The 18,925-nt window shown below is 39.1% G+C and carries 15 protein-coding genes and 1 pseudogene; 10 read left to right on the forward strand and 6 right to left on the reverse strand.

The features are described from left to right. Nucleotides 1–7: 7 nt before the first annotated feature. Nucleotides 8–2,422 (reverse strand): translocation and assembly module lipoprotein TamL, encoded by a 2,415-nt coding sequence (tamL, locus tag EGN73_RS09320; RefSeq protein WP_219288671.1) that lies wholly within the window; start codon nucleotides 2,420–2,422, stop codon nucleotides 8–10. A 17-nt stretch (nucleotides 2,423–2,439) separates the two neighbouring features. Between tamL and EGN73_RS09325 the strand changes: the two genes are divergently transcribed. Next, on the forward strand, nucleotides 2,440–3,186 hold the full coding sequence (locus EGN73_RS09325; protein ID WP_219289440.1) for an RNA methyltransferase: 747 nt from the start codon (nucleotides 2,440–2,442) through the stop codon (nucleotides 3,184–3,186). A 21-nt stretch (nucleotides 3,187–3,207) separates the two neighbouring features. After that, nucleotides 3,208–4,188, forward strand: a complete 981-nt coding sequence (locus EGN73_RS09330) for a bile acid:sodium symporter family protein (protein ID WP_219288673.1) — start codon at nucleotides 3,208–3,210, stop codon at nucleotides 4,186–4,188. 40 nt (nucleotides 4,189–4,228) lie between these two features. Here the strand turns inward: EGN73_RS09330 and EGN73_RS09335 are convergent, their stop codons facing one another. Next, on the reverse strand, nucleotides 4,229–5,821 hold the full coding sequence (locus EGN73_RS09335; RefSeq protein WP_219288675.1) for a PKD domain-containing protein: 1,593 nt from the start codon (nucleotides 5,819–5,821) through the stop codon (nucleotides 4,229–4,231). Between the two features lie 356 nt (nucleotides 5,822–6,177). Between EGN73_RS09335 and EGN73_RS09340 the strand changes: the two genes are divergently transcribed. Further along, nucleotides 6,178–6,564 carry a hypothetical protein gene (locus EGN73_RS09340; RefSeq protein ID WP_219288678.1) on the forward strand — a complete coding sequence of 129 codons (387 nt, stop codon included), beginning with the start codon at nucleotides 6,178–6,180 and terminating at the stop codon, nucleotides 6,562–6,564. Nucleotides 6,565–6,706: 142 nt separating this feature from the next. On the opposite strand, the gene EGN73_RS09345 is transcribed toward EGN73_RS09340, so the two are convergent. Genes EGN73_RS09345 through EGN73_RS09355 form a run of 3 tightly spaced genes read right to left on the reverse strand, consistent with a single transcriptional unit; the run spans nucleotide 6,707 to nucleotide 10,010 of the window. Next, nucleotides 6,707–7,264 carry a GNAT family N-acetyltransferase gene (locus EGN73_RS09345; protein ID WP_219288681.1) on the reverse strand — a complete coding sequence of 186 codons (558 nt, stop codon included), beginning with the start codon at nucleotides 7,262–7,264 and terminating at the stop codon, nucleotides 6,707–6,709. Nucleotides 7,265–7,276: 12 nt separating this feature from the next. After that, nucleotides 7,277–8,632 (reverse strand): sensor histidine kinase, encoded by a 1,356-nt coding sequence (locus EGN73_RS09350; RefSeq protein ID WP_219288684.1) that lies wholly within the window; start codon nucleotides 8,630–8,632, stop codon nucleotides 7,277–7,279. After that, nucleotides 8,622–10,010: a sigma-54-dependent transcriptional regulator gene (locus EGN73_RS09355; RefSeq protein WP_219288686.1), complete on the reverse strand. Its 1,389-nt coding sequence runs from the start codon at nucleotides 10,008–10,010 to the stop codon at nucleotides 8,622–8,624. Before EGN73_RS09355 ends, EGN73_RS09350 begins: the two co-directional genes overlap by 11 nt. 421 nt (nucleotides 10,011–10,431) lie before the next feature. Between EGN73_RS09355 and EGN73_RS09360 the strand changes: the two genes are divergently transcribed. From EGN73_RS09360 to EGN73_RS09385, 7 genes and pseudogenes are all read left to right on the forward strand, one after another. After that, entirely contained in the window at nucleotides 10,432–11,682 is a 1,251-nt protein-coding gene (locus EGN73_RS09360) for an efflux RND transporter periplasmic adaptor subunit (protein WP_219288689.1), read from the forward strand. A gap of 172 nt (nucleotides 11,683–11,854) precedes the next feature. After that, nucleotides 11,855–12,553: an ABC transporter ATP-binding protein gene (locus EGN73_RS09365; RefSeq protein WP_219288691.1), complete on the forward strand. Its 699-nt coding sequence runs from the start codon at nucleotides 11,855–11,857 to the stop codon at nucleotides 12,551–12,553. 67 nt (nucleotides 12,554–12,620) lie between these two features. Then, complete coding sequence (locus tag EGN73_RS22665; protein ID WP_281422251.1) at nucleotides 12,621–12,872, forward strand: four helix bundle protein; 252 nt, start codon at nucleotides 12,621–12,623, stop codon at nucleotides 12,870–12,872. Between the two features lie 10 nt (nucleotides 12,873–12,882). Continuing rightward, nucleotides 12,883–12,993, forward strand: a pseudogene (locus EGN73_RS22830) (hypothetical protein); the annotation flags it as partial. A gap of 63 nt (nucleotides 12,994–13,056) precedes the next feature. Beyond that, nucleotides 13,057–15,423 (forward strand): ABC transporter permease, encoded by a 2,367-nt coding sequence (locus EGN73_RS09375; protein ID WP_219288693.1) that lies wholly within the window; start codon nucleotides 13,057–13,059, stop codon nucleotides 15,421–15,423. 77 nt (nucleotides 15,424–15,500) lie between these two features. Next, the gene (locus tag EGN73_RS09380; RefSeq protein WP_219288695.1) at nucleotides 15,501–16,289 is read left to right on the forward strand and encodes a PhzF family phenazine biosynthesis protein; all 789 of its coding nucleotides are present in this window, start codon (nucleotides 15,501–15,503) and stop codon (nucleotides 16,287–16,289) included. A gap of 93 nt (nucleotides 16,290–16,382) precedes the next feature. Further along, nucleotides 16,383–17,729 carry a TolB-like translocation protein gene (locus EGN73_RS09385; RefSeq protein WP_219288697.1) on the forward strand — a complete coding sequence of 449 codons (1,347 nt, stop codon included), beginning with the start codon at nucleotides 16,383–16,385 and terminating at the stop codon, nucleotides 17,727–17,729. A gap of 54 nt (nucleotides 17,730–17,783) precedes the next feature. Here the strand turns inward: EGN73_RS09385 and EGN73_RS09390 are convergent, their stop codons facing one another. Next, a complete protein-coding gene (locus EGN73_RS09390; RefSeq protein WP_219288699.1) occupies nucleotides 17,784–18,863 on the reverse strand; it encodes a 3-oxoacyl-ACP synthase III family protein in 1,080 nt (359 codons plus the stop codon). Between the last annotated feature and the right edge of the window lie 62 nt (nucleotides 18,864–18,925).

The raw sequence follows: 18,925 nt of genomic DNA on the forward strand, positions 1-18,925 counted from the left end.
ATAATAGTTAAAATGGATATCCTATTCCTATATTGAATACAGTCTGACCTCTTTCTCCCAAAAATCTGTTGAAGAAATTGCCAAGAATAAATCTTTGACCTATTGGTCTTGCAGGATCCAGAGCTTTGACACCCATATCCAGTCTCAGGACCAAAAATTCAAAATCCATCCTTAAGCCGAGGCCAGTACCGACCGCAATTTCATTAAAAAATCTGTTGAATTCAAAATTTGCCCCAGGTCTTGTCGGGTCTTCTGCAAATGTCCAGCTATTTCCCAGATCCACAAAGAATGCCCCATCAAAGTACCCATAGAGCTTTGACCTTAGTTCAAACATTCCTTCAAAAAGGATTTCTCCGGGTTGCTCAAACCTATAATCAAAACTTCCATCTTCCAGTAAATCAGGAGTAAAAGAACCTGGTCCAAGACGCCTTGGCTGCCAGGCACGGATACCGGTACTACCTCCGGCAAAGAAATATTTTTCATAAGGAAGTACGCCATTGGATACCCCATACGGGCGGGCCATACCCAAATTGAGCCGGTAGGCAAAAGTCTGTTGTCTATTAAGAGGAATATATCTTCTGAAATCAGCCTGAAATTTTAAAAACTGAAAATAAGCCAAGTTCCTGTCTTCGATAAATTCCCTGTTTACGAAATTGAGACTTGTTCCCCCACTTTCAGCAAATAGCCTCAATAGAGAAGCTCTGTTCCTTCCGAATGCTCCATATTGGTTGAAATTTATAATTACCTGTCCCGAAATACTGCTGACGTAGGAGGGAAGGAAGGAGTTGATGAGGTTATTGCCTTGATTTTGTAAATCTTCAAGGAGCTCCCGGAAGTCGTTGCTTAGATTGGAACGGATAAAATTCGCATCTACGGCATTGAAGGTGTACTGTTGCCTTAGGTCTCTGGTATTCCAACTGTATGCGATGATCCCATTGACACTTTCTCTGATGTATTCAGGACGGTTCACATAATTGTAACCCAATAGCGTCCTCGTACGGGGATTGTACCGGCCAAATTTATCAAGGGTATTACTCGCAAAAGGGATAAGGAACTGAGGAAAGATAACAGATCCTGAAGTATTCAATTCTCTGCTTCGGAATACACCTCCCTCACCGGTAGCGGACACCACACCTTCAAGACCGGCCCTGAAAAAGAACTCAAATATCTCTGCACCTCTGAAGAGGTTTCTGTTTCTTAGTGAATGGCTAAAAAACGGACCAGGAACCTGTTCGGTAATACTTGCTCCCAATTGATTGGTTACTTGATATTTCTGATTAGGCTGAGTGTATATTCTAGGCCTGAGCGTGTTACCTACAGTGTCGAAAGCGATATTGACAAATCGAAACAGATCCAGATTTGCCAGCTGCCTTTGAGACTCTATGACATTGTTTCTGCTGTAGAGCTCACCTTTTCTCATAAAAATCCTTGAGGCAATTATCTTTTCTGAATATTTGTCCTCATACAATTCAAAATTGATATCTCTATACCTGGTTTTTAAACCATGATCTACAAACTCATTGGAAGGTGGATCGATACTGAAATATACAGAGTCTAAGGTGTAGACCTGATGATAGTCAGCATACACAGGTTTCCTTATGATCTGCTCGATCTGTACACTTTTCTCCAAAGTGTCCTTATAGACATTATATTCTATGTAAGACCTGGTAAATGTGTAATAACCATTTTCTTTGAGAAGGTCTTCGATGCGTTGCCTTTCTCGTGTCAAAGCTCCCTGTTCATAAATATTTCCCTGTTTGATCAGGCTACGGTTTTCCCTGGTTTGGAGTAACTCATAGATATTGGGATCATCTGATCTTGTGAAAACACTGTCAATATTATATGGGCTGTTTTCCGTAATGAGATATTGAACCCGGGCTTTTTTCCCGGTTGTACTTACCACAAAATCTGTTTCTGCATCAAAGAAACCATTATTAAAAAGATAAAACTCCATCTGCCGTGCATTCTCAACCACCTGAATGCTGTCAAGTAAAACCCTAGGGTTGCCAGTCCGCATAAAGAAGTTGCCATACTCAAGCTTTTTTTCAATACTATTGAGATTATCCGTGACTTTTACAAGCCGGCGCCCCTGCCTACCGCTCAAAGAGGATGTATCCTGAATGGCAATCAGGCTGTCCTGCTCCAATTTCAGTCTTTGCTGCCTTTGAATATGTTTGGTACTGTCAAAAGTCCATTCTCCAAAGCGATAAATCGCCACTCCTAAGGAGGAATTGAGCAATGGTATTCTGGTATTGGGCGTCTGCCGGATCAGGTTTTGGATTTCAGATTTATTGCTCTGTTTTACTCCTTTTGTTTCTACTTCATAAAGAAGGTATTGCCCCTCTTGCAGTCCTTTGGTTAAAGAACATGCAGAAAATAAAAAAAGCAGAAAAAGAAAGTTTATATATTTGGCTTTATTCACTAGCTGGCAATTACCGAATGTTAGGCAAAAATACGCTTAAGTTTATTAAATCCTTACAACAGAAAAAATTCCGGAAGCTGGAGCGATCTTTTTTTGTGGAAGGGAGCAAAAATGTAACGGAACTCCTCCATTCAGATTATCTTTCCACCCATTTAATTTATACCGATAAATATTATTTGGAAAATAGGGCATTGGTGGACAATTTTAGGGGAGAGACCTATTTGGTAACACAAAAAGTGCTGGAGTCCATGGGGGCATTTAAAACCAATGACAGTGCCCTAGCTGTGGCAAAAATCAAGGAAGAAGTACCTTTTTCTTTAGAGCAGGATGAATGGATCATAGCCTTGGATGATGTGCGGGACCCTGGTAACTTAGGGACTATCATTAGAATAGCAGATTGGTACGGTATTAAGAAGCTCATGCTATCCCTGGAAACCGCTGATTTCTACAACCCTAAAGTTTTACAGGCCAGTATGGGAAGTTTTACAAGAGTGGAAATTTGGTACACTGATCTTTTGGAATATTTCAATGATACGCCACTCGACATTTTTGGGGCTTTTCTCAATGGGAAAAACATCTATCAAACAGTTTTCCCAAAATCCGGGATTCTTGTCATGGGAAATGAATCTTCCGGGATATCTAAAGAACTGGAGGCACATGTCCATCAAAAAATAACCATACCACGCTTTGGAAATGCGGAGTCGTTAAATGTTGGAGTGGCTACAGCCATTTTTTGTGACAACATCAAAAGAAGCACCTATTGAAGCCATACTATTGATATTAAAATGAACCAACTTAATAAGACGCTTGCCAAAGTAGGCCTTAATTCTTTTTTTCTGCTTTTGATTGGTATGATATTTCTGGCAAAGTTTTTTCCGGAGTGGGGAACGTCTAGCAGCCCTTTGCCTTTAAAATCAATCACAGGAGTAGGTATATCGATTATCTTCTTTTTCTACGGTGTCAAACTCAGTCCAAGAAAACTATTGGAAGACCTGAAAAACTGGAAACTTCATTTACTGATTCAGGCAACTACCTTTTTGATCTTTCCTATAGTGGTGCTTTTGCTATATATGATTTGGGGAGAAGAGGGCAATTATTTGTGGTTAGGCACTTTCTATCTTGCTGCACTCCCTTCCACCGTATCTTCCTCTGTGGTGATGGTTTCTATAGCAAGAGGCAACCTTTCCGCGGCTATCTTCAATGCCAGCATTTCAAGTATGGTTGGGATTTTTATTACTCCGGTCTGGATGGAGCTGTTACTTCCTGAAAGTGCGGTAGGGTTTGACCTGAGCGATACATTCCTAAAGCTAAGCTTACAAGTACTTTTCCCGGTACTTATTGGGCTTTATTTTCATAAGTATCTGGTTTCCTTTATAGTAAAGCACCAAAGAAGTCTCAAGAATTTTGACCAGACCATAATCCTTTTGATCGTTTTTACAGCTTTTGCGGAGTCCTTTGCAGAAGAAATGTTCAAAGGCTATACCGCTTGGGAATTGGGTTCATTGAGTGGATTGATGCTACTTTTCTTTTTTGTAATGATGGGTATGATGTATGGCCTGTCTACTCTGATGAAGTTTAACCGGGAAGATACCATTGCCGTGATCTTTTGTGGCAGCAAAAAATCACTGGTGCAAGGAGCAGTGATGGGCAGGGTTATGTTTCCAGATCCAACCGTGTTCGGTATTATCTTATTGCCCTTGATGATCTATCATGCCTTGCAATTACTGGTTGGCTCAATGATTGCCGAAAAGTTGGGTAAAGTTTGAAATTGTTTATTGGGAACTTAAAAAAAGTTAATCCCAAATTCTACTTTTTCAAGACCTTGATACTTTGATGAATTCCTTCGCCTTTGATCTGCACAATAATGACGCCTTTAGGGAAAGACCTGACATAAGTTCCCAAATCAATATGAGGACCTTGAACTGTGAACTCCTTTTGTATAAATAAATTGGAAGAAAAAAGGCTCAGGGTCAATTCCTTATTTGCCAGAGCCCTGTGATTTGGAATGTTAAGGGTGAGTTTATCTCCTGTAAATGGGTTAGGAAAAGTAGAGAAATGTTGATTTTCTGCTTTTTGGGGAAGATCTATAGCCACCACTTCGGAAATAATGTCAACTTCATTATTTACCTCATATCTGATTCTATAGTAAGTCCGTCCACCTGAGTAAGGAAGATCATCATCAATAAACTGATAATAAAGGGGATCATCAGAAAAACCTTTGCTAGCTACACTCCCTATGCTGTAGAAGTCAAGTGTGATGTCTTCAGCTCTTTCCAAATAAAATAACCCAGGATCACCTTCTGAGTCTGTATTCCAATCCAGTACAACAGCTTCCTGATTCTGACTGATACTTACGGTCAGTCCGCCCCAGCGATTCATGAGTATGGTGGCAATATCAATAAATGTCTCTACATAGCCTGGACAACCCTGTGAATCAGTTACAAAAACCTCATAATTTCCAAAAGGAAGATTGTCAATAAGATAAGTGGTGCTGATTCCTGAGACGGATCCTGTTATTCCTTCGGGATCAGTACTCCTCCATTCTACTGTATAAGGAGCCGTACCGCCGTTTGGCTGAACGAGGATAGAACCTGTGCTTTCATTATATCGGGTAGGGGTAACTTCTATCTGGATATCAATGGCAGGTATGGTAATGGGTTTGGTAAGGGTATTTGTAACACCATCCACATCTGTAGCAGATAAAGACACGTTATAGGTATCTATTCCCGGAAAAGTAAATGTGGGATTTATTTCTGTACTTGTCCCTAGTAAAGTTGCCCCATCAAAAAACTGCCACAGATAAGTATATGGTGGTTTACCTCCAAAAGTCTGATTGATAAAATTCACGGTCGGGTTACAGGTTTCGGCATCAAAGTCTAAGTTAGGTTGAACCGGTAGCTCAGCCACAAAGCCAACAGGGTCAGAAAAACACTGGGCTGAAGAACCGGCTTCAGTAATGTCTGCACAGTCTCGGTTATTTCCTGTGTTTGTAAACCATCTTGCCAGTACATTGCTTAGACGGATTTCTTCACCCCAATTCCAAGTGACATCCATGGCGTAAACCAGGGTACCAAAAGGAGGGTTGGTTTGTTCTGAAATACACACACGGTTTCTGTCTCCTACTTTCACGCCTCCAATCAGTAGGTCAAAAAACGCAACAGTAGAATAAGCATTTCCTGAATTGCTTCCTCCTAAAATGATATAAATTCTACCATTCACTTGTTCTCCAAGCTCATATGCATCAGCTGAGGTAAATGGATTTCCATTCATGTCCCTTACTTCCACACCTGTAATGGTTACATTATTCTGGTTACAATTTTGACCAAAGACTGATTTACTGCTTAAGAAAAATACTAAAGCAAAAAGAGCAAAAAGATATTTGCATGACCAGGTTTTCATCACGCTACTAGGGCTAAATCAGATCGGGAATTTGGGTGATCTTTTTTATGGTTGAACGTAAAAATAATATAACAGACAAAATAAATAATACAATTATAAATATTTATTTTCCCTGATATTTTTATCATTTAACAATTATATTATAAAACACCTTTTTGAATAATGTTAGTGCAAAAAAATGGATGTGAAACGTAATAAGTGTCAAAAAACAATTAGTAAAAAAAATGGACTTTAATCAAAAAAACTTAGTAAACAGGTATTTTATCCCAAATACAATTTACATAAGTCATTGAATCCCTTGATATTTTATAAACTAATCTCTAATTTTATCTCAAGGTTCTTAAACTTTAGTTGACATGAAGTATTTTATTTTAGTAGCCCTTTTGTTTGTCAAATTTCAAACGGTTTCGGCTCAAAGTCCAATAGAGGAGTTTTTACAAAAAATAGAACCTTTAATTATTAAGGAAGGATTCTATCATCCTGACTGGGAAATTTCAAAATACTATAAGTTCCCCAATAAGACTTCCTACACCATGCAATACACCAAAGGTCATGTTGCAATTCATCCTGTTTCAGGCCTAATGACAGATTACTCAGCCGGGAAAATCTTCGACCCTGAACTGAACGTAGGAATTAATGCCAAAACCGCAGTCCTGGTGGATTTGACCAATGGAAAGGAATATCAGCTTAAAGATTTTATAAAAAAGGGAGATGGATTTGGCCCTAAGTTCATTTTGCAATAAGAGGTGCTTCAATATTTTGAAATAGTCAGCAAAGTGATAAAAGAGCATACTAGCTAATGAATATGAAGGCTTAGTATTAAATTCTTACATCAATTTTATTTCTTACATGGTTCAAAAAATTGATTAAATCAGTACAAAAACATCATTCGCTCCAATCCCAAAGTACAATACTCCATTCTTCTGGAATTTCATCTACAAACTGATGAATGATCTTAAAACCAATTCTCTCATGGGCTTTTATTGACCTTTGGTTTCTACTTGCTATTTCAGTGATGGCAAATTCAAAATCAGGGCAGTGGACCTTTTTGTAAAAAGCATATGCTTTGTCCAACAAACCCATACCTCTGTAATCCTTGTCTACACAAACCTGACCAATTACAATATATTGATAATTAGATACTTTCAATCCATTATATAGAATTTGATTGAACTCTTCAAACATGGGTTTCAAAACAGGAATGTCATCCTTACTTTTGGCCGTCATTGCCAGAATATATGCGATTACCCTCGAACCATCTTTGACAATTACATGTGGCGCGATGCCGTTCATTTTTTCCAGATCATCCAAACGATGGCTTACAGTGACAAAGCCATCATTTATAGAACTAAGTGATTTTTCATGGTTGGCTTTTTGAAGTTGTAATATGCCCTGCAACTCCTCTGTCGTTTCAGCAATTTTGATTTGATAATGAGCTTCCATTTGTTAAAAATTTCATCCAAATCTAAGCGTAAAAACTGTTTTTTCATTGGGAATAGAAGAAACTTCCAGAGTACCTTTATGCAGGTGCATGATTTGTCTGGAAATTGCCAATCCTATGCCTGATCCCGATTTTTTTGTAGTGAAAAAGGGTACAAAAATCCTTTCCAGAGCTTCGGAAACAATACCTTCCCCAGAATCCTCAACTTGGATAAATGGGATAGATTGTGTGTCTTTTGATGCCACAATACTTATCGACTTTTTCTCTGATCGCTCCAATGCTTCCTTTGCATTTTTGACCAGGTTGATAAGGATCATCTGAATTAGGTCCTGATCTGCCAATATCTCCAGATCTTCTGGCTGCACTGTAGACTTGATCTCAATCTGATGGGACACTAGTTCCTTTTTCATCAGGACACACACATTGTCTATCAGACTGGAAACCTTAAAAGTCTTTAAATTAGGCTGTGGAATGTTGGTATAATCCCTATAGGCATTGACAAAGTCTACAAGTCCCGAACTTCTCTTTGAAATGGTCTCCAAGCCCTCTGAAAGATCTACGAAACTATCTTTTTCCAATAAAAGGTTACCTTCTTCACTTTCAAGTGTATCTTCCTCAAGGATCACTCCAAGAGAATTTGCCAAACTGGCAATTGGCGTCATTGAATTCATGATTTCATGGCGAAGTACTTTTGTAAGATTCTGCCAGGCCTCAAGCTCATTTCGCTGCAGTTCAGATTTGATATTCTGAAAAGAAAGTAAGGTCCAGCTGTTACCTTCCATTTTAAAAGCAGCGGACTGTACATTGAGATGTAGGTCAGAGTTGATTTTGTAGGCAAAAGAGCCTCCAGGCTTCAAAGTCAGAACCTTTTGCAACAATTCTACCGACATCTTTCCTAAGTCATGAATGTCTTTGAATTGGGGAATCTGAAGCAATTGCTTGGCTGCTCCATTGATCACGCCAATTTTTCCCTGACTGTCAAATGATATGATTCCGGTATTGATATGCTGAATCATGATCTGAAGAAACAACATCTGTTCCTCCTTTTCTGCCCTTGTTTTCTTAAAAGCCTCAATAACTTCATTAAATGACATGTTCATCTCCCTGAAAGAATTGCCTAGCTTGCTGTCTTTGGTAAAAGAAGAAGAAAAATCAGAATAACGGATCGATTCCAAAAACCTGGTAATCTTTCTATTAGTCGTGGTCGCGTAGGAGATCAGGTTGGCTGTAAACAACAAAATGACCCATACAACCAACAGAATCTGAAAAATCGGAAAATCACTGAAATAGAAATATGCACCCAAACAGGTGAAAAACAGAATAAGAGACACCCTGATGATGACTCCTAGAGTAAATGATTTAAAGCCCATACCTTTCTAACCTTCTGTAAAGTGAAGACCTGGTCAATCCCAACTCTTCTGCTGCCCGGGTGATATGCCCATTATGTTTCTGAAGTGCTTTACGGATCAGGATTTTCTCCACATCTTCAATATTGAGGTGATCCAGGCTTACCATCTCTTCCTGTTTTTCCGGGTTGACCTGCTTTTGCATAAACAAGTCCTCGGGCTGCAATACAGAATGGGAAGTCATGATCACAGCCCGCTCTATGCTGTGCTGCAATTCCCTGATATTTCCAGGCCAATGATATTTTTGCATCCTTTTGATCAGAGCTTCCCCTGCTTTACGGATTTCTTTATTGTATTTTTTTGAATATAATTCAATAAAATGATTGGCCAAAAGCGGTATGTCTTCAAGCCGGTCCCTTAATGATGGCAAAGTAATTTCAATGGTATTGATCCTATAAAGTAAATCCTGTCTAAAAGTATTTTCATAAACCATATTATGTATCGGCATATTGGTCGCAGATATAAGACGAATATTGACCGGAATAGCCTTATTGGCACCTACCCGCGTTACTTCCCGGTTTTGGAGTGCTGCCAGCATTTTTGCTTGAAGGGGTAGGGGAAGATTGCCAATTTCATCCAAAAACAAGGTACCCTTGTTAGCTTGCTCAAAACGTCCAGCCCGGTCCTCTTTGGCATCTGTAAATGCTCCCCGCTTATGTCCAAAGAGTTCAGATTCAAAAAGTGTCTGCGTAATTGCTCCAAGATCCACACCGACGAAGGCTTCTCTATGCCTGCGGGAGTTTCTGTGTATGGCCCTTGCAATCAGTTCTTTTCCAGTCCCGTTTTCTCCCAATATCAGGACATTGGCATCAGTAGCCGCTACCCTTTCTATGGTTTCGAATACCTTCACCATTGCAGGGCTTTGGCCGATAATATCTTTGAACTTACTGTCTATGTCAGAGTATAGTTGCTGCTGTTGGCTTTTGAGCTGTGAAATCTCCAGCTTTGATTGCCTTAGCTGAACGGCAGCATTGAGCGTGGCCAAGAGCTTTTCATTCTCCCAAGGTTTCAGGACGAAGTCTGTGGCTCCTTCTTTAATTGCTTTCACAGCGGTATTGACATCTCCATAAGCTGTAATCAGGACCACGACTGCGGAGGAGTCCAATTCCAGAATCCTATCTAACCAATAAAAGCCCTCATGCCCACTGCTTACATCTTTGGTAAAGTTCATGTCCAAAAGGATCACATCATACTGCTCATTGACTATTAATACAGGTAGAAGTCCTGGATTTGTTTCCGTATCTACTTGACCAAAGTGTCTTTTCAAAAATATCTTGGCGGCTTTTAGGAGATCCTCATTGTCATCTACGATCAGGATTTTTCCGGTTTTTTGTTCTTTCATTTGTATAAGTTAAGGGACAGTAGAAACGAGAGAAAAGAGATAAGAATTAAGAGGCAAGAAACTAGACTTTCGACTGTTGAATATTATTTTTCCTAATTAACTAATAACTATTAACTAATTAACTTCTCTCCAAATCCAATCCCTCTTCTTTTTCCAAACCTTGTACCGAAATGATACAAACGGGCAATCTTTTTCCAAAAACGGCCAATGAATGAAATATAAGCCTTTTTGAGCGAAGTGAATTTTTAAAACAAAATTGCCAGACTGTCTACTTTGATTGATTTTTGGTCGCTGGCGGACAATTTTGTTCGGAAAATATATGAAAATTTTAGGCATATGCCCCCAATGCCTCCAAAAATGATGTTTTGGCAGTGGCATATTAATTGGAAATTGAGTCAGCATAAAAACGCGTACTATAAAAATGGATAGAAAAATCAAAAAGAAAACCTGGACACCTAAATTGATAGCTATTGTTTCTTTCGGGGCCTTGTTATTGGGTTTTATTGTTTATCAATTGGGATTTTCCGATTCCCGATCAAGTATGAATGTCAATATGGAAAGAATCACCATAGCGACGGTCAGGGAAGGTGAGTTTACAGATTACATTCCGGTCAGCGGTAATATTGAACCGGGAGAAACATTCTTTCTTGATGCCCTGGAAGGAGGAAATATCCAAAAAATTGTACGAGAATCAGGTTCATTTGTAGAGGCAGGTGATACCATCTTATTACTTTCCAATTCCAAACTACAATTGGAAGTAATGGAGAGAGAATCAGGTTTGTATTTTCAGATCAATAACCTGAGACAGGTAAGGCTTCAATTGGATCAAAATGACCTAAGTCAGCAGGCGCAACTTGCGGAAATCGACTATCAGATAAGCTTACTAAAGCCGCAGTATGAAAGATTCAAAGAATTGCATGAAAAAAAACTGGTCTCAGACAGGGAGTTTGAAGAAGTCAAAGAACAATATGATTACAACGTGAAGAGAAGAAAGCTGACATATGAGGCGTATAGAAATGACTCCATGTCCAGAACTGCTCAAAAAAGACAGCTATCAGATTCTGAGAAAAGAATGAACCAGTCTTTGGACGGTGTAGGCCACATCTTGGATAATCTAGCTCTAAGAGCTCCGATAAGTGGGCAACTGGCTACAGAACAGATTGAAATTGGCCAGTCTATTTCCCAAGGTCAGCGTTTTGGACAGATAGATATTTTGGACAAATTCAAAGTAAGGGTGCAAATTGATGAGCTTTATCTTCCACGAGTCAATACAGGGCTGAAAGGAACCTTCAATTTTTCCGGATCTTCCTATGAAGTGGAAATAGGAAAAATATATCCTAATGTCACAGCAGGAAGGTTTGAAGTGGATATGTTCTTTACCGATCAGGTACCATCGGGAATCCGAAGAGGCCAGACCGTCAGGATAAGACTGGAACTGGGAGAAAGTGAGCAGGCAGTCCTCCTTCCAACAGGAGGTTTTTACAAAGATACCGGTGGCAATTGGGTTTTTGTGGTAAACCAATCTGATGGAAAGGCAGAAAGAAGGAATATCCGCCTTGGCCGAAAAAATCCTGAATACTACGAAGTCATAGAAGGCTTGCAGCCAGGGGACAAAGTTATCGTCAGCGGTTATGAGAATTTCGGCAAAAATGAAGTGCTAAACTTGAAATGAGACGTGAGACCTTAGATATGAGACATAAGAAGCGAGTGCACAATTTAAATGGGCAATCTGCGACTAAAGCTTCTCTTCTCCATGGACAACAAAAAGATAAAAAACCTAAACCTATAATCTTAAATCATAAATTTAAATTCTACAATCTAAAATATACAATCCTAATACAACCATGCAAAACATTATTAAAACCGTAAACCTCAAGAAGCTTTACACCACAGAAGAAGTCGAGACGACTGCTTTGGACAATATCAATGTTGAAATTAAAAAAGGGGAATTTGTGGCCATAATGGGCCCATCAGGCTGTGGAAAATCCACATTACTCAATATTATTGGATTGTTGGACAACCCGGAAGATGGTCAGTATTTCTTTCTGGATGAGGAAGTTGCCAAATACTCGGAAAGACAAAGGTCCCAACTCAGAAAAGGAAATATCGGATTTGTTTTCCAAAGTTTCAATTTGATCGATGAGTTGACATGTTATGAGAATGTAGAACTTCCTCTTCTTTATCTGAAAACTCCTGCAGACGAAAGAAAAAAAAGAGTAGAAGAAGTGCTGACCAGAATGAACATCATGCACAGAAAGGATCACTTTCCTCAGCAACTTTCAGGTGGTCAGCAACAGAGAGTTGCCATTGCCAGAGCTATAGTAGCCAAGCCCGCTGTTATCCTTGCTGATGAACCTACGGGTAATTTGGATTCTGCAAACGGAGAAGAGGTAATGCGGCTATTGGAAGAGTTGAACAATGAAGGGACTACTATCGTGATGGTAACCCACTCTCCTCATGACGCTAATTATGCCCATAGAATCATCAACCTCTTTGATGGAAAAGTGGTGACTGAAAACATCAGAGAGCAGTTTCATATTTAGAAGGCTGGAGGCTAGGAAGTTTAGTTGATTGGAAGTTAATTAGTTATTTAATTTTAAATTTCTTGCAATGAAAGACTTCAAATTTGAAAAACTAAGAATTTGGCAAAATTCAATGAATTTTGGAGAAGATATTTTCAAACTATCAAAAGGGTTTCCAAAAGAAGAACAGTTTAACTTAACATCGCAAATAAGAAGAGCATCGGATTCAATTGCTTTAAATATTGCTGAAGGCTCAACAGGTCAAACCAACATAGAGTTCAGCAGGTTTATTAGGTTATTCTTTAAGGTCTTTAGCCGAGGTTGTAACATGCCTTTATAAAGCATCAAATAGAGGATATTTATCAGATGAAGAGTTTAATCGATTCTATCAACAAGCATTTGAACTTATGAACAGCATTGCGGCCTTTCGAAATTTCCTGAAATCCAATAGTCCAAAATAAAACTTTAAGATCACATAATTTCTTAACCTCCTAACTTCCCAACATCCAAACCTTTTTCATCCGATGTTCACTAACTACTTCAAAATCGCGCTCAGAGGCTTTGCCAAGCATAAGCTGACCTTCTTTATCAACCTCTTCGGCTTGACTTTAGGATTATGGGCTACTATTTCTATTGGTCTTTGGGTCAAAAGTGAGCTGAATACCAATCAGCATTTTCCTGAAATAGATCAGGTCTACAGGGTTATGGAACATCAGAGGTATGGTTCCGATATTTTCACTACCACATCCACTCCAGGAATACTTGCCCAGGCCCTTAAGAATGAATATCCTGAAGTAGAGTTAGCTGCCTGCTATTCTTGGAACCAACAGGAGCTATTTCTTGTGGATGATCAAAAAGCCAACCTTTCTGGATTCTTTGCCGAACCCGATTACCTCCACATCATGCAGTACGATTTTCTCCACGGAGATAGAAGCACTGCCTTAACAGAAATCAGCCACATCGTTTTATCAAAAGAGTCAGCAATCAAACTATTTGGCAAAACAGATGTGATTGGAGAAACTGTGACCCTAAAAGAGACAGATGGTGAAAGTAATTTCAAAGTCATGGGAGTATTGGACTTTGACAAATTGGAAAGCAGTGGCTCTTTTGACTACATACTTCCCTTTCAATTTATGTTTGACAAGCCTTACAATGGTTGGTTAAACTCTTGGGGCAACAATGGTCCAAGTACCATTGTCAAGCTGAATAAAAATTCAGACTGGAAAAACTTTTCTACCGGCATTGAAGACTTCATAGCGGAAAGAAACGAAGGAAGTAATGTAAAGCTTTTTGTTTATCCCCAAAAAGACCTTTACCTCAAGGGCCGTTTTGAGGATGGCAAACAAGCGGGTGGAAGAATTGAATATGTGAGGTTATTTGCTATCATTGGACTTTTTGTCTTGTTGATCGCCTGTATCAATTTCATGAATTTGTCAACAGCCAAGTCCCAAAAAAGAGCTAAGGAAGTCGGGGTGAGAAAAGTGGTTGGTGCTGATAAAGGCATGCTTGTATCTCAATTCCTTACAGAATCACTGGTCATCACCTTCTTTGCCGGCGTTTTCTCTATACTTTTGGTTGAATTAACGCTACCGATTTTCAACAATTTGACTGGAAAGGCTATGTCCGTTCCTTATGGGGAATTGATTTCATGGTTGCAATTTGCCCTCATTTTGCTGGTGACAGGAGTCATAGCAGGCAGTTATCCAGCTTTCTATCTATCCGCTACTAAAGTGGTACAGGTTTTCAGAAGCTATACCAAATCCGGTAAAGGTGTTGCCATAGCAAGAAAAGGTTTGGTTTTGTTTCAGTTCATTTTGGCTACCATGCTCATTGTGGCCACTATGGTGGTGTACAAACAAATCAATTTTGCCCTGAACAAAGACCTGGGCTACAATAAAGATCAATTGATCAACCTTACTCTTGAGGGAAAGATGATGGAAAATTTTGAAGCTTTCAAAAATGACCTTGAAACTGTGCCGGGAGTTTTGGCCATCAGCAGATCTACACATTCTCTTTTGGGAAGAAACTCCAATTCCGGAGGAATTTCTTGGGAAGGAAAAGATCCGGAATTTTCTGCTCTCTTCGAAATTATGCGGGTAGATTATGACTTTATAGAGACTATGGGATTTAAAATAATCCATGGAGAGGATTTTTCAGAAGAAAGGGTGTCTGACTCACTCAATAAAGCCATTCTCAACAGGAGAGCATATGAACTGATCACAGAAAGTAACCCTGAGGCCAGCTCTTTTACTTGGGATACTGAAATTGAGATATTGGGTGTTGTAGAAGATTTCCATTTTCAGAGTTTTCACCAAGGTATGGAGCCTGTAATTATATTATTGGATCCTTCATTTGCCAATAGGGGATACATCAAAGTGCAACCTGAGAATATGCAGGAAACTTTGACTTCCATCCAACAGGTAGCAAATACTTTTGAGCCTTCGTTTCCATTTCAGTACAGCTTTATGGATGAAAACTACGCCCGCATGTATCAAGAGGATGTGAGGGTAAGGGAATTGGCGAAATATTTCAGTATTCTGACCATTCTGATATCCTGCCTGGGGCTATTGGGATTGTCGTCTCATATTGCAGAGCAAAAAACCAAGGAGATCGGCATAAGGAAAGTATTGGGTGCTTCCACGCTGTCAATTCTCCATGTCATTAACAAAGAATTTATAGCTGTTGTAGCACTCTCCATACTCATAGGATCCGGAATTGCATATTGGTTGATGCAGGATTGGTTAAACGATTATGCTTATAGTATAGACTTTGAGTGGTGGTTCATTCCATTGGCTGCCAGCGTTATACTGACCATAGCTTACCTTACTGTCAGTTTACAGGCTCTTAAAGCTGCCCAAATCAATCCGGTAAGCACGTTGAAAAGTGAGTAATGTTGATTTTCTTTCCAAAGGTTTGGAAGGTTAAAAAGTAGAAGTGATTTTTGCTATAGCAACCAAAATTGACAGTCATGGAACTCAAAATTTATCAAGTAGATGCATTTGCTGAGAAGGTGTTTTCAGGAAACCCTGCTGCCGTGGTACCCCTAAAGGCATGGTTGAGTGAGGGAGAAATGCAGGATATCGCAGCTGAAAATAACCTTTCAGAAACAGCATTTTATATCATTGAAAATGAAAGGGTTTTGATCCGTTGGTTTACACCGGGAGTTGAAGTAGATCTATGCGGACATGCCACCTTGGCTACAGCACATGTTTTACTAGAGCATGAGGGATATCAGGGGAATGAAATCTCTTTTTTCTCACCAAGATCCGGCGACCTTGCAGTAAAAAGATTAGAGGACGGGTTCTTGGAGCTGGATTTCCCTAGCGATACTTTGGAAAAAGCTGAGCTTAATCCTTGGTTGACGGCCCCTTTTCAACCTATTCCTGTTGAAGCATACAAAGGGAAAACGGATTATATTCTTGTTTTTGATAATGAAACCCAGATCAAAAACCTACATTATGACCTTCATAAAATATCACACATTCGGGCAAGAGGTGTCATTGTGACGGCGCAAGGGGAGGAGGTAGATTTTGTTTCCAGATTTTTTGGGCCTATGGTAGGTGTACCTGAAGACCCTGTCACAGGCTCTGCGCACACTAGCCTGACACCTTTATGGGCAGAAAAACTCGGAAAGCATGAACTTACAGCCCGACAACTATCCAAAAGGGGAGGAAACTTATTTTGTGAGCTTGATGGAGAAAGGGTGAAAATAAGGGGCGAGGCAAAAACTTATCTCATCGGGAAAATTTACATATAAATTTTTTAACAAAAAGTTAAAGAATATAGGTAACATACTGAAAGGCCAATGGATTTGGGTTTGATATTATTTTCAACCAAATCTTTACCTTTTATGAAAAATCCAAACAAATCCGGATTGAAGCAGATTTTAAGTTCATTTGAACTTCAAAGAAAGCCTTTCATTGTAAATGAATCAAACCTTGCTTCACTTTTTGCACGCCTTGGTAACAAGGCATTATTTATTTTTCTGTTGAGTTCAGTATTGTATCTAAGCTCATGTGATAAAGAAGATTCTGCACCTCCGATTAATAATGATCCTGAACCTACAGGCTCCATTTTAATCAAAATCAAGACTACAGGTAAGGACAGTGATCCTGAAGGATATACCGTGCACATTGAAGGGTCTGATGCCAGACAAGTAGATGCCAATGGGGAAATTAATATTTCTAATAAAAGACCAGGAAATTACTCTATAGAATTAAGAGGAATAGCGAATCATTGCTCTGGAAATGGGAGCATGGTTAAGGAAGCAACTGTTTCCGCAGATGGAATCACCACAGTCGAATTTGAAGTAGATTGCAAAGCCATACTAAGAGATAGATTAGTATATTCCAAAGGTTTAAACAATTTCACAGAATTTAAAATACACTCATCTAATTTAGATGGTTCGGATGAAAAGTTGATTTATGATAAAGTAATAGCCTTCCCATCGACTGTCAGAATTTCTCCAGATGGCACCAAAATCTCTTTCAATGATAGATTGGATGGCAATAATACTATTCAAATTTTTGTAATGGATGCTGATGGAGAAAATGTAACTGCTATTCCTCACGAAGGTGCAGATAATACTGCTATGGCTAACCAGTTCAATTCAGTCTGGCACCCTGATAGCAAAAAAATAACCTTCCGAAACGGATTTAGAAATGTGACTTACGAGCTTGAGTCAGGGCAGAGGACACTGATAGAATTTGAAGAAGGAGAAATGTTCAGTGTACAAGAGGTAATAGATAATGGAACAAAGTTTTTAGGAATATATATTAAAAACACTCCAGGCAGTCCTGTTGTCCATCAATTGGCTATTTCTAATGCTGATGGAACAGGTATGACAATATTAAAGGAAGAACCAAATTTAGTGTTCATTTCTGCTAAAATGCTGGATGAAAACACCTTGGTATATATTCAAAGAATAAATGCCTCCGGATTTTTCAATGAAGTAAGAAAGATAAACATCGACGGTTCCAACGACCAAAACATCCAAAATCAATTGGGTTTTGCGGAGAGCGATAGATTACAATCTTTTACGATATCTCCCAATAAAACCGACCTTTTGTTTTACTTTGGAAGAAATGTCAATTTTTTCTTTGGTAAAACAAAGTTAAATGGATCTGTAGAATTGCTCACCTACACTGGAAACAATGTAAGAGTAAGCCCAGACTGGTCCCAAGTCACAAGAAAATAAAAACATAAAAACATAAAAAGACCTTGGACAATCAGTCCAAGGTCTTTTTTATAATCATGGAACCAGATAAACAAAAGCATTCACGTTCATCCCGGCACCTACAGAAGCAAAAACAATATGATCACCACTCTTGATCTCATGTCCTTCCAATTCATGCCTGATGATCATATCATACAATATTGGGACAGTAGCGACTGAATTGTTTCCGAGTTTGGAAATAGTCATAGGCATGATCTGCTCAGAATTGATGTCCTGGACTCCAGCAAGTTTAAATACTCTCTGAATGATGGCCTCATCCATTTTAGCATTAGCCTGATGGATAAGCACTTTTTTGATGTCCTTAAAAGGCACACCTGATTTTTCAATGGTTTCTACTACCAATCTTGGCACTGTATTCAAAGCATACTCGTACAGTTTTCTACCGTTCATTTTCATAAAGAGCGTATTATCCTCAAATTCAGTATGGTATGAAATATCCATTTTAAGAAAATGGGCTTCGGAATAGGTATCTGAACGGGTTTTATGTGCTAATACACCTATGGGAGTGCTAGACTCTTTAGCTTCAACTACCACTGCACCTGCGCCGTCTGAGTAAATCATGGAATCTATATCATGGGGATCAGCGATCCTTGACAGGTTTTCTGCACCAATGACCAACACCTTTTTGGCATCCCCTGATTTGATGTAATAATCTGCCTGTATGACTCCCTGAACCCAACCTGGACAACCAAAAGGCAAATCATAGGCTACACAATCCGGGTTCTTAATTTTCAACAAGTGCTTTACCCTAGAAGCTAGGGTTGGCACCATGTCAGACTTCTTATTATTGTACAGGACATCACCAAAATTGTGGGCAACGATAATGTAGTCCAGACTTTCAGGGTCAATTTCAGCAGACTCTATGGCAGCTTTGGCAGCAAAATAGCCCATGTCAGAGGTGTTGTATTCTTTGCTTAAATACCTTCTTTCCTGTATATCAGTTATTTCCTGTAGCTTACTGATTATTTCCTCATTGGCTTTGGTAAGTTTCTCTCCTTTTTCATTGACAAACGACTTTGTTAGGAAATCCTCATTTTTGACAATAATCTCTGGTATATACTTCCCAGATCCTGTAATGACAGAAAATATGCTCATATAACTTTACTTGGTGATTAGACTTTAATAATGAAAAGTAATGAATAAAACTCAACCAAGTA

Origin of the sequence: Arthrospiribacter ruber (genome assembly GCF_019343195.1) — a bacterium.
In the GTDB taxonomy this organism is placed as follows: domain Bacteria; phylum Bacteroidota; class Bacteroidia; order Cytophagales; family Cyclobacteriaceae; genus Arthrospiribacter; species Arthrospiribacter ruber.

What these genes read in the sequence shown, in the direction of transcription:
- EGN73_RS09325 (WP_219289440.1), top strand. Translation starts at nt 2,440, where the DNA reads ATGTTAGGCAAAAATACGCTTAAGTTTATTAAATCCTTACAACAGAAA.
- EGN73_RS09330 (WP_219288673.1), top strand. Translation starts at nt 3,208, where the DNA reads ATGAACCAACTTAATAAGACGCTTGCCAAAGTAGGCCTTAATTCTTTT.
- EGN73_RS09335 (WP_219288675.1), bottom strand. Translation starts at nt 5,821, where the DNA reads ATGAAAACCTGGTCATGCAAATATCTTTTTGCTCTTTTTGCTTTAGTA.
- EGN73_RS09340 (WP_219288678.1), top strand. Translation starts at nt 6,178, where the DNA reads ATGAAGTATTTTATTTTAGTAGCCCTTTTGTTTGTCAAATTTCAAACG.
- EGN73_RS09345 (WP_219288681.1), bottom strand. Translation starts at nt 7,264, where the DNA reads ATGGAAGCTCATTATCAAATCAAAATTGCTGAAACGACAGAGGAGTTG.
- EGN73_RS09350 (WP_219288684.1), bottom strand. Translation starts at nt 8,632, where the DNA reads ATGGGCTTTAAATCATTTACTCTAGGAGTCATCATCAGGGTGTCTCTT.
- EGN73_RS09355 (WP_219288686.1), bottom strand. Translation starts at nt 10,010, where the DNA reads ATGAAAGAACAAAAAACCGGAAAAATCCTGATCGTAGATGACAATGAG.
- EGN73_RS09360 (WP_219288689.1), top strand. Translation starts at nt 10,432, where the DNA reads ATGGATAGAAAAATCAAAAAGAAAACCTGGACACCTAAATTGATAGCT.
- EGN73_RS09365 (WP_219288691.1), top strand. Translation starts at nt 11,855, where the DNA reads ATGCAAAACATTATTAAAACCGTAAACCTCAAGAAGCTTTACACCACA.
- EGN73_RS22665 (WP_281422251.1), top strand. Translation starts at nt 12,621, where the DNA reads ATGAAAGACTTCAAATTTGAAAAACTAAGAATTTGGCAAAATTCAATG.
- EGN73_RS09375 (WP_219288693.1), top strand. Translation starts at nt 13,057, where the DNA reads ATGTTCACTAACTACTTCAAAATCGCGCTCAGAGGCTTTGCCAAGCAT.
- EGN73_RS09380 (WP_219288695.1), top strand. Translation starts at nt 15,501, where the DNA reads ATGGAACTCAAAATTTATCAAGTAGATGCATTTGCTGAGAAGGTGTTT.
- EGN73_RS09385 (WP_219288697.1), top strand. Translation starts at nt 16,383, where the DNA reads ATGAAAAATCCAAACAAATCCGGATTGAAGCAGATTTTAAGTTCATTT.
- EGN73_RS09390 (WP_219288699.1), bottom strand. Translation starts at nt 18,863, where the DNA reads ATGAGCATATTTTCTGTCATTACAGGATCTGGGAAGTATATACCAGAG.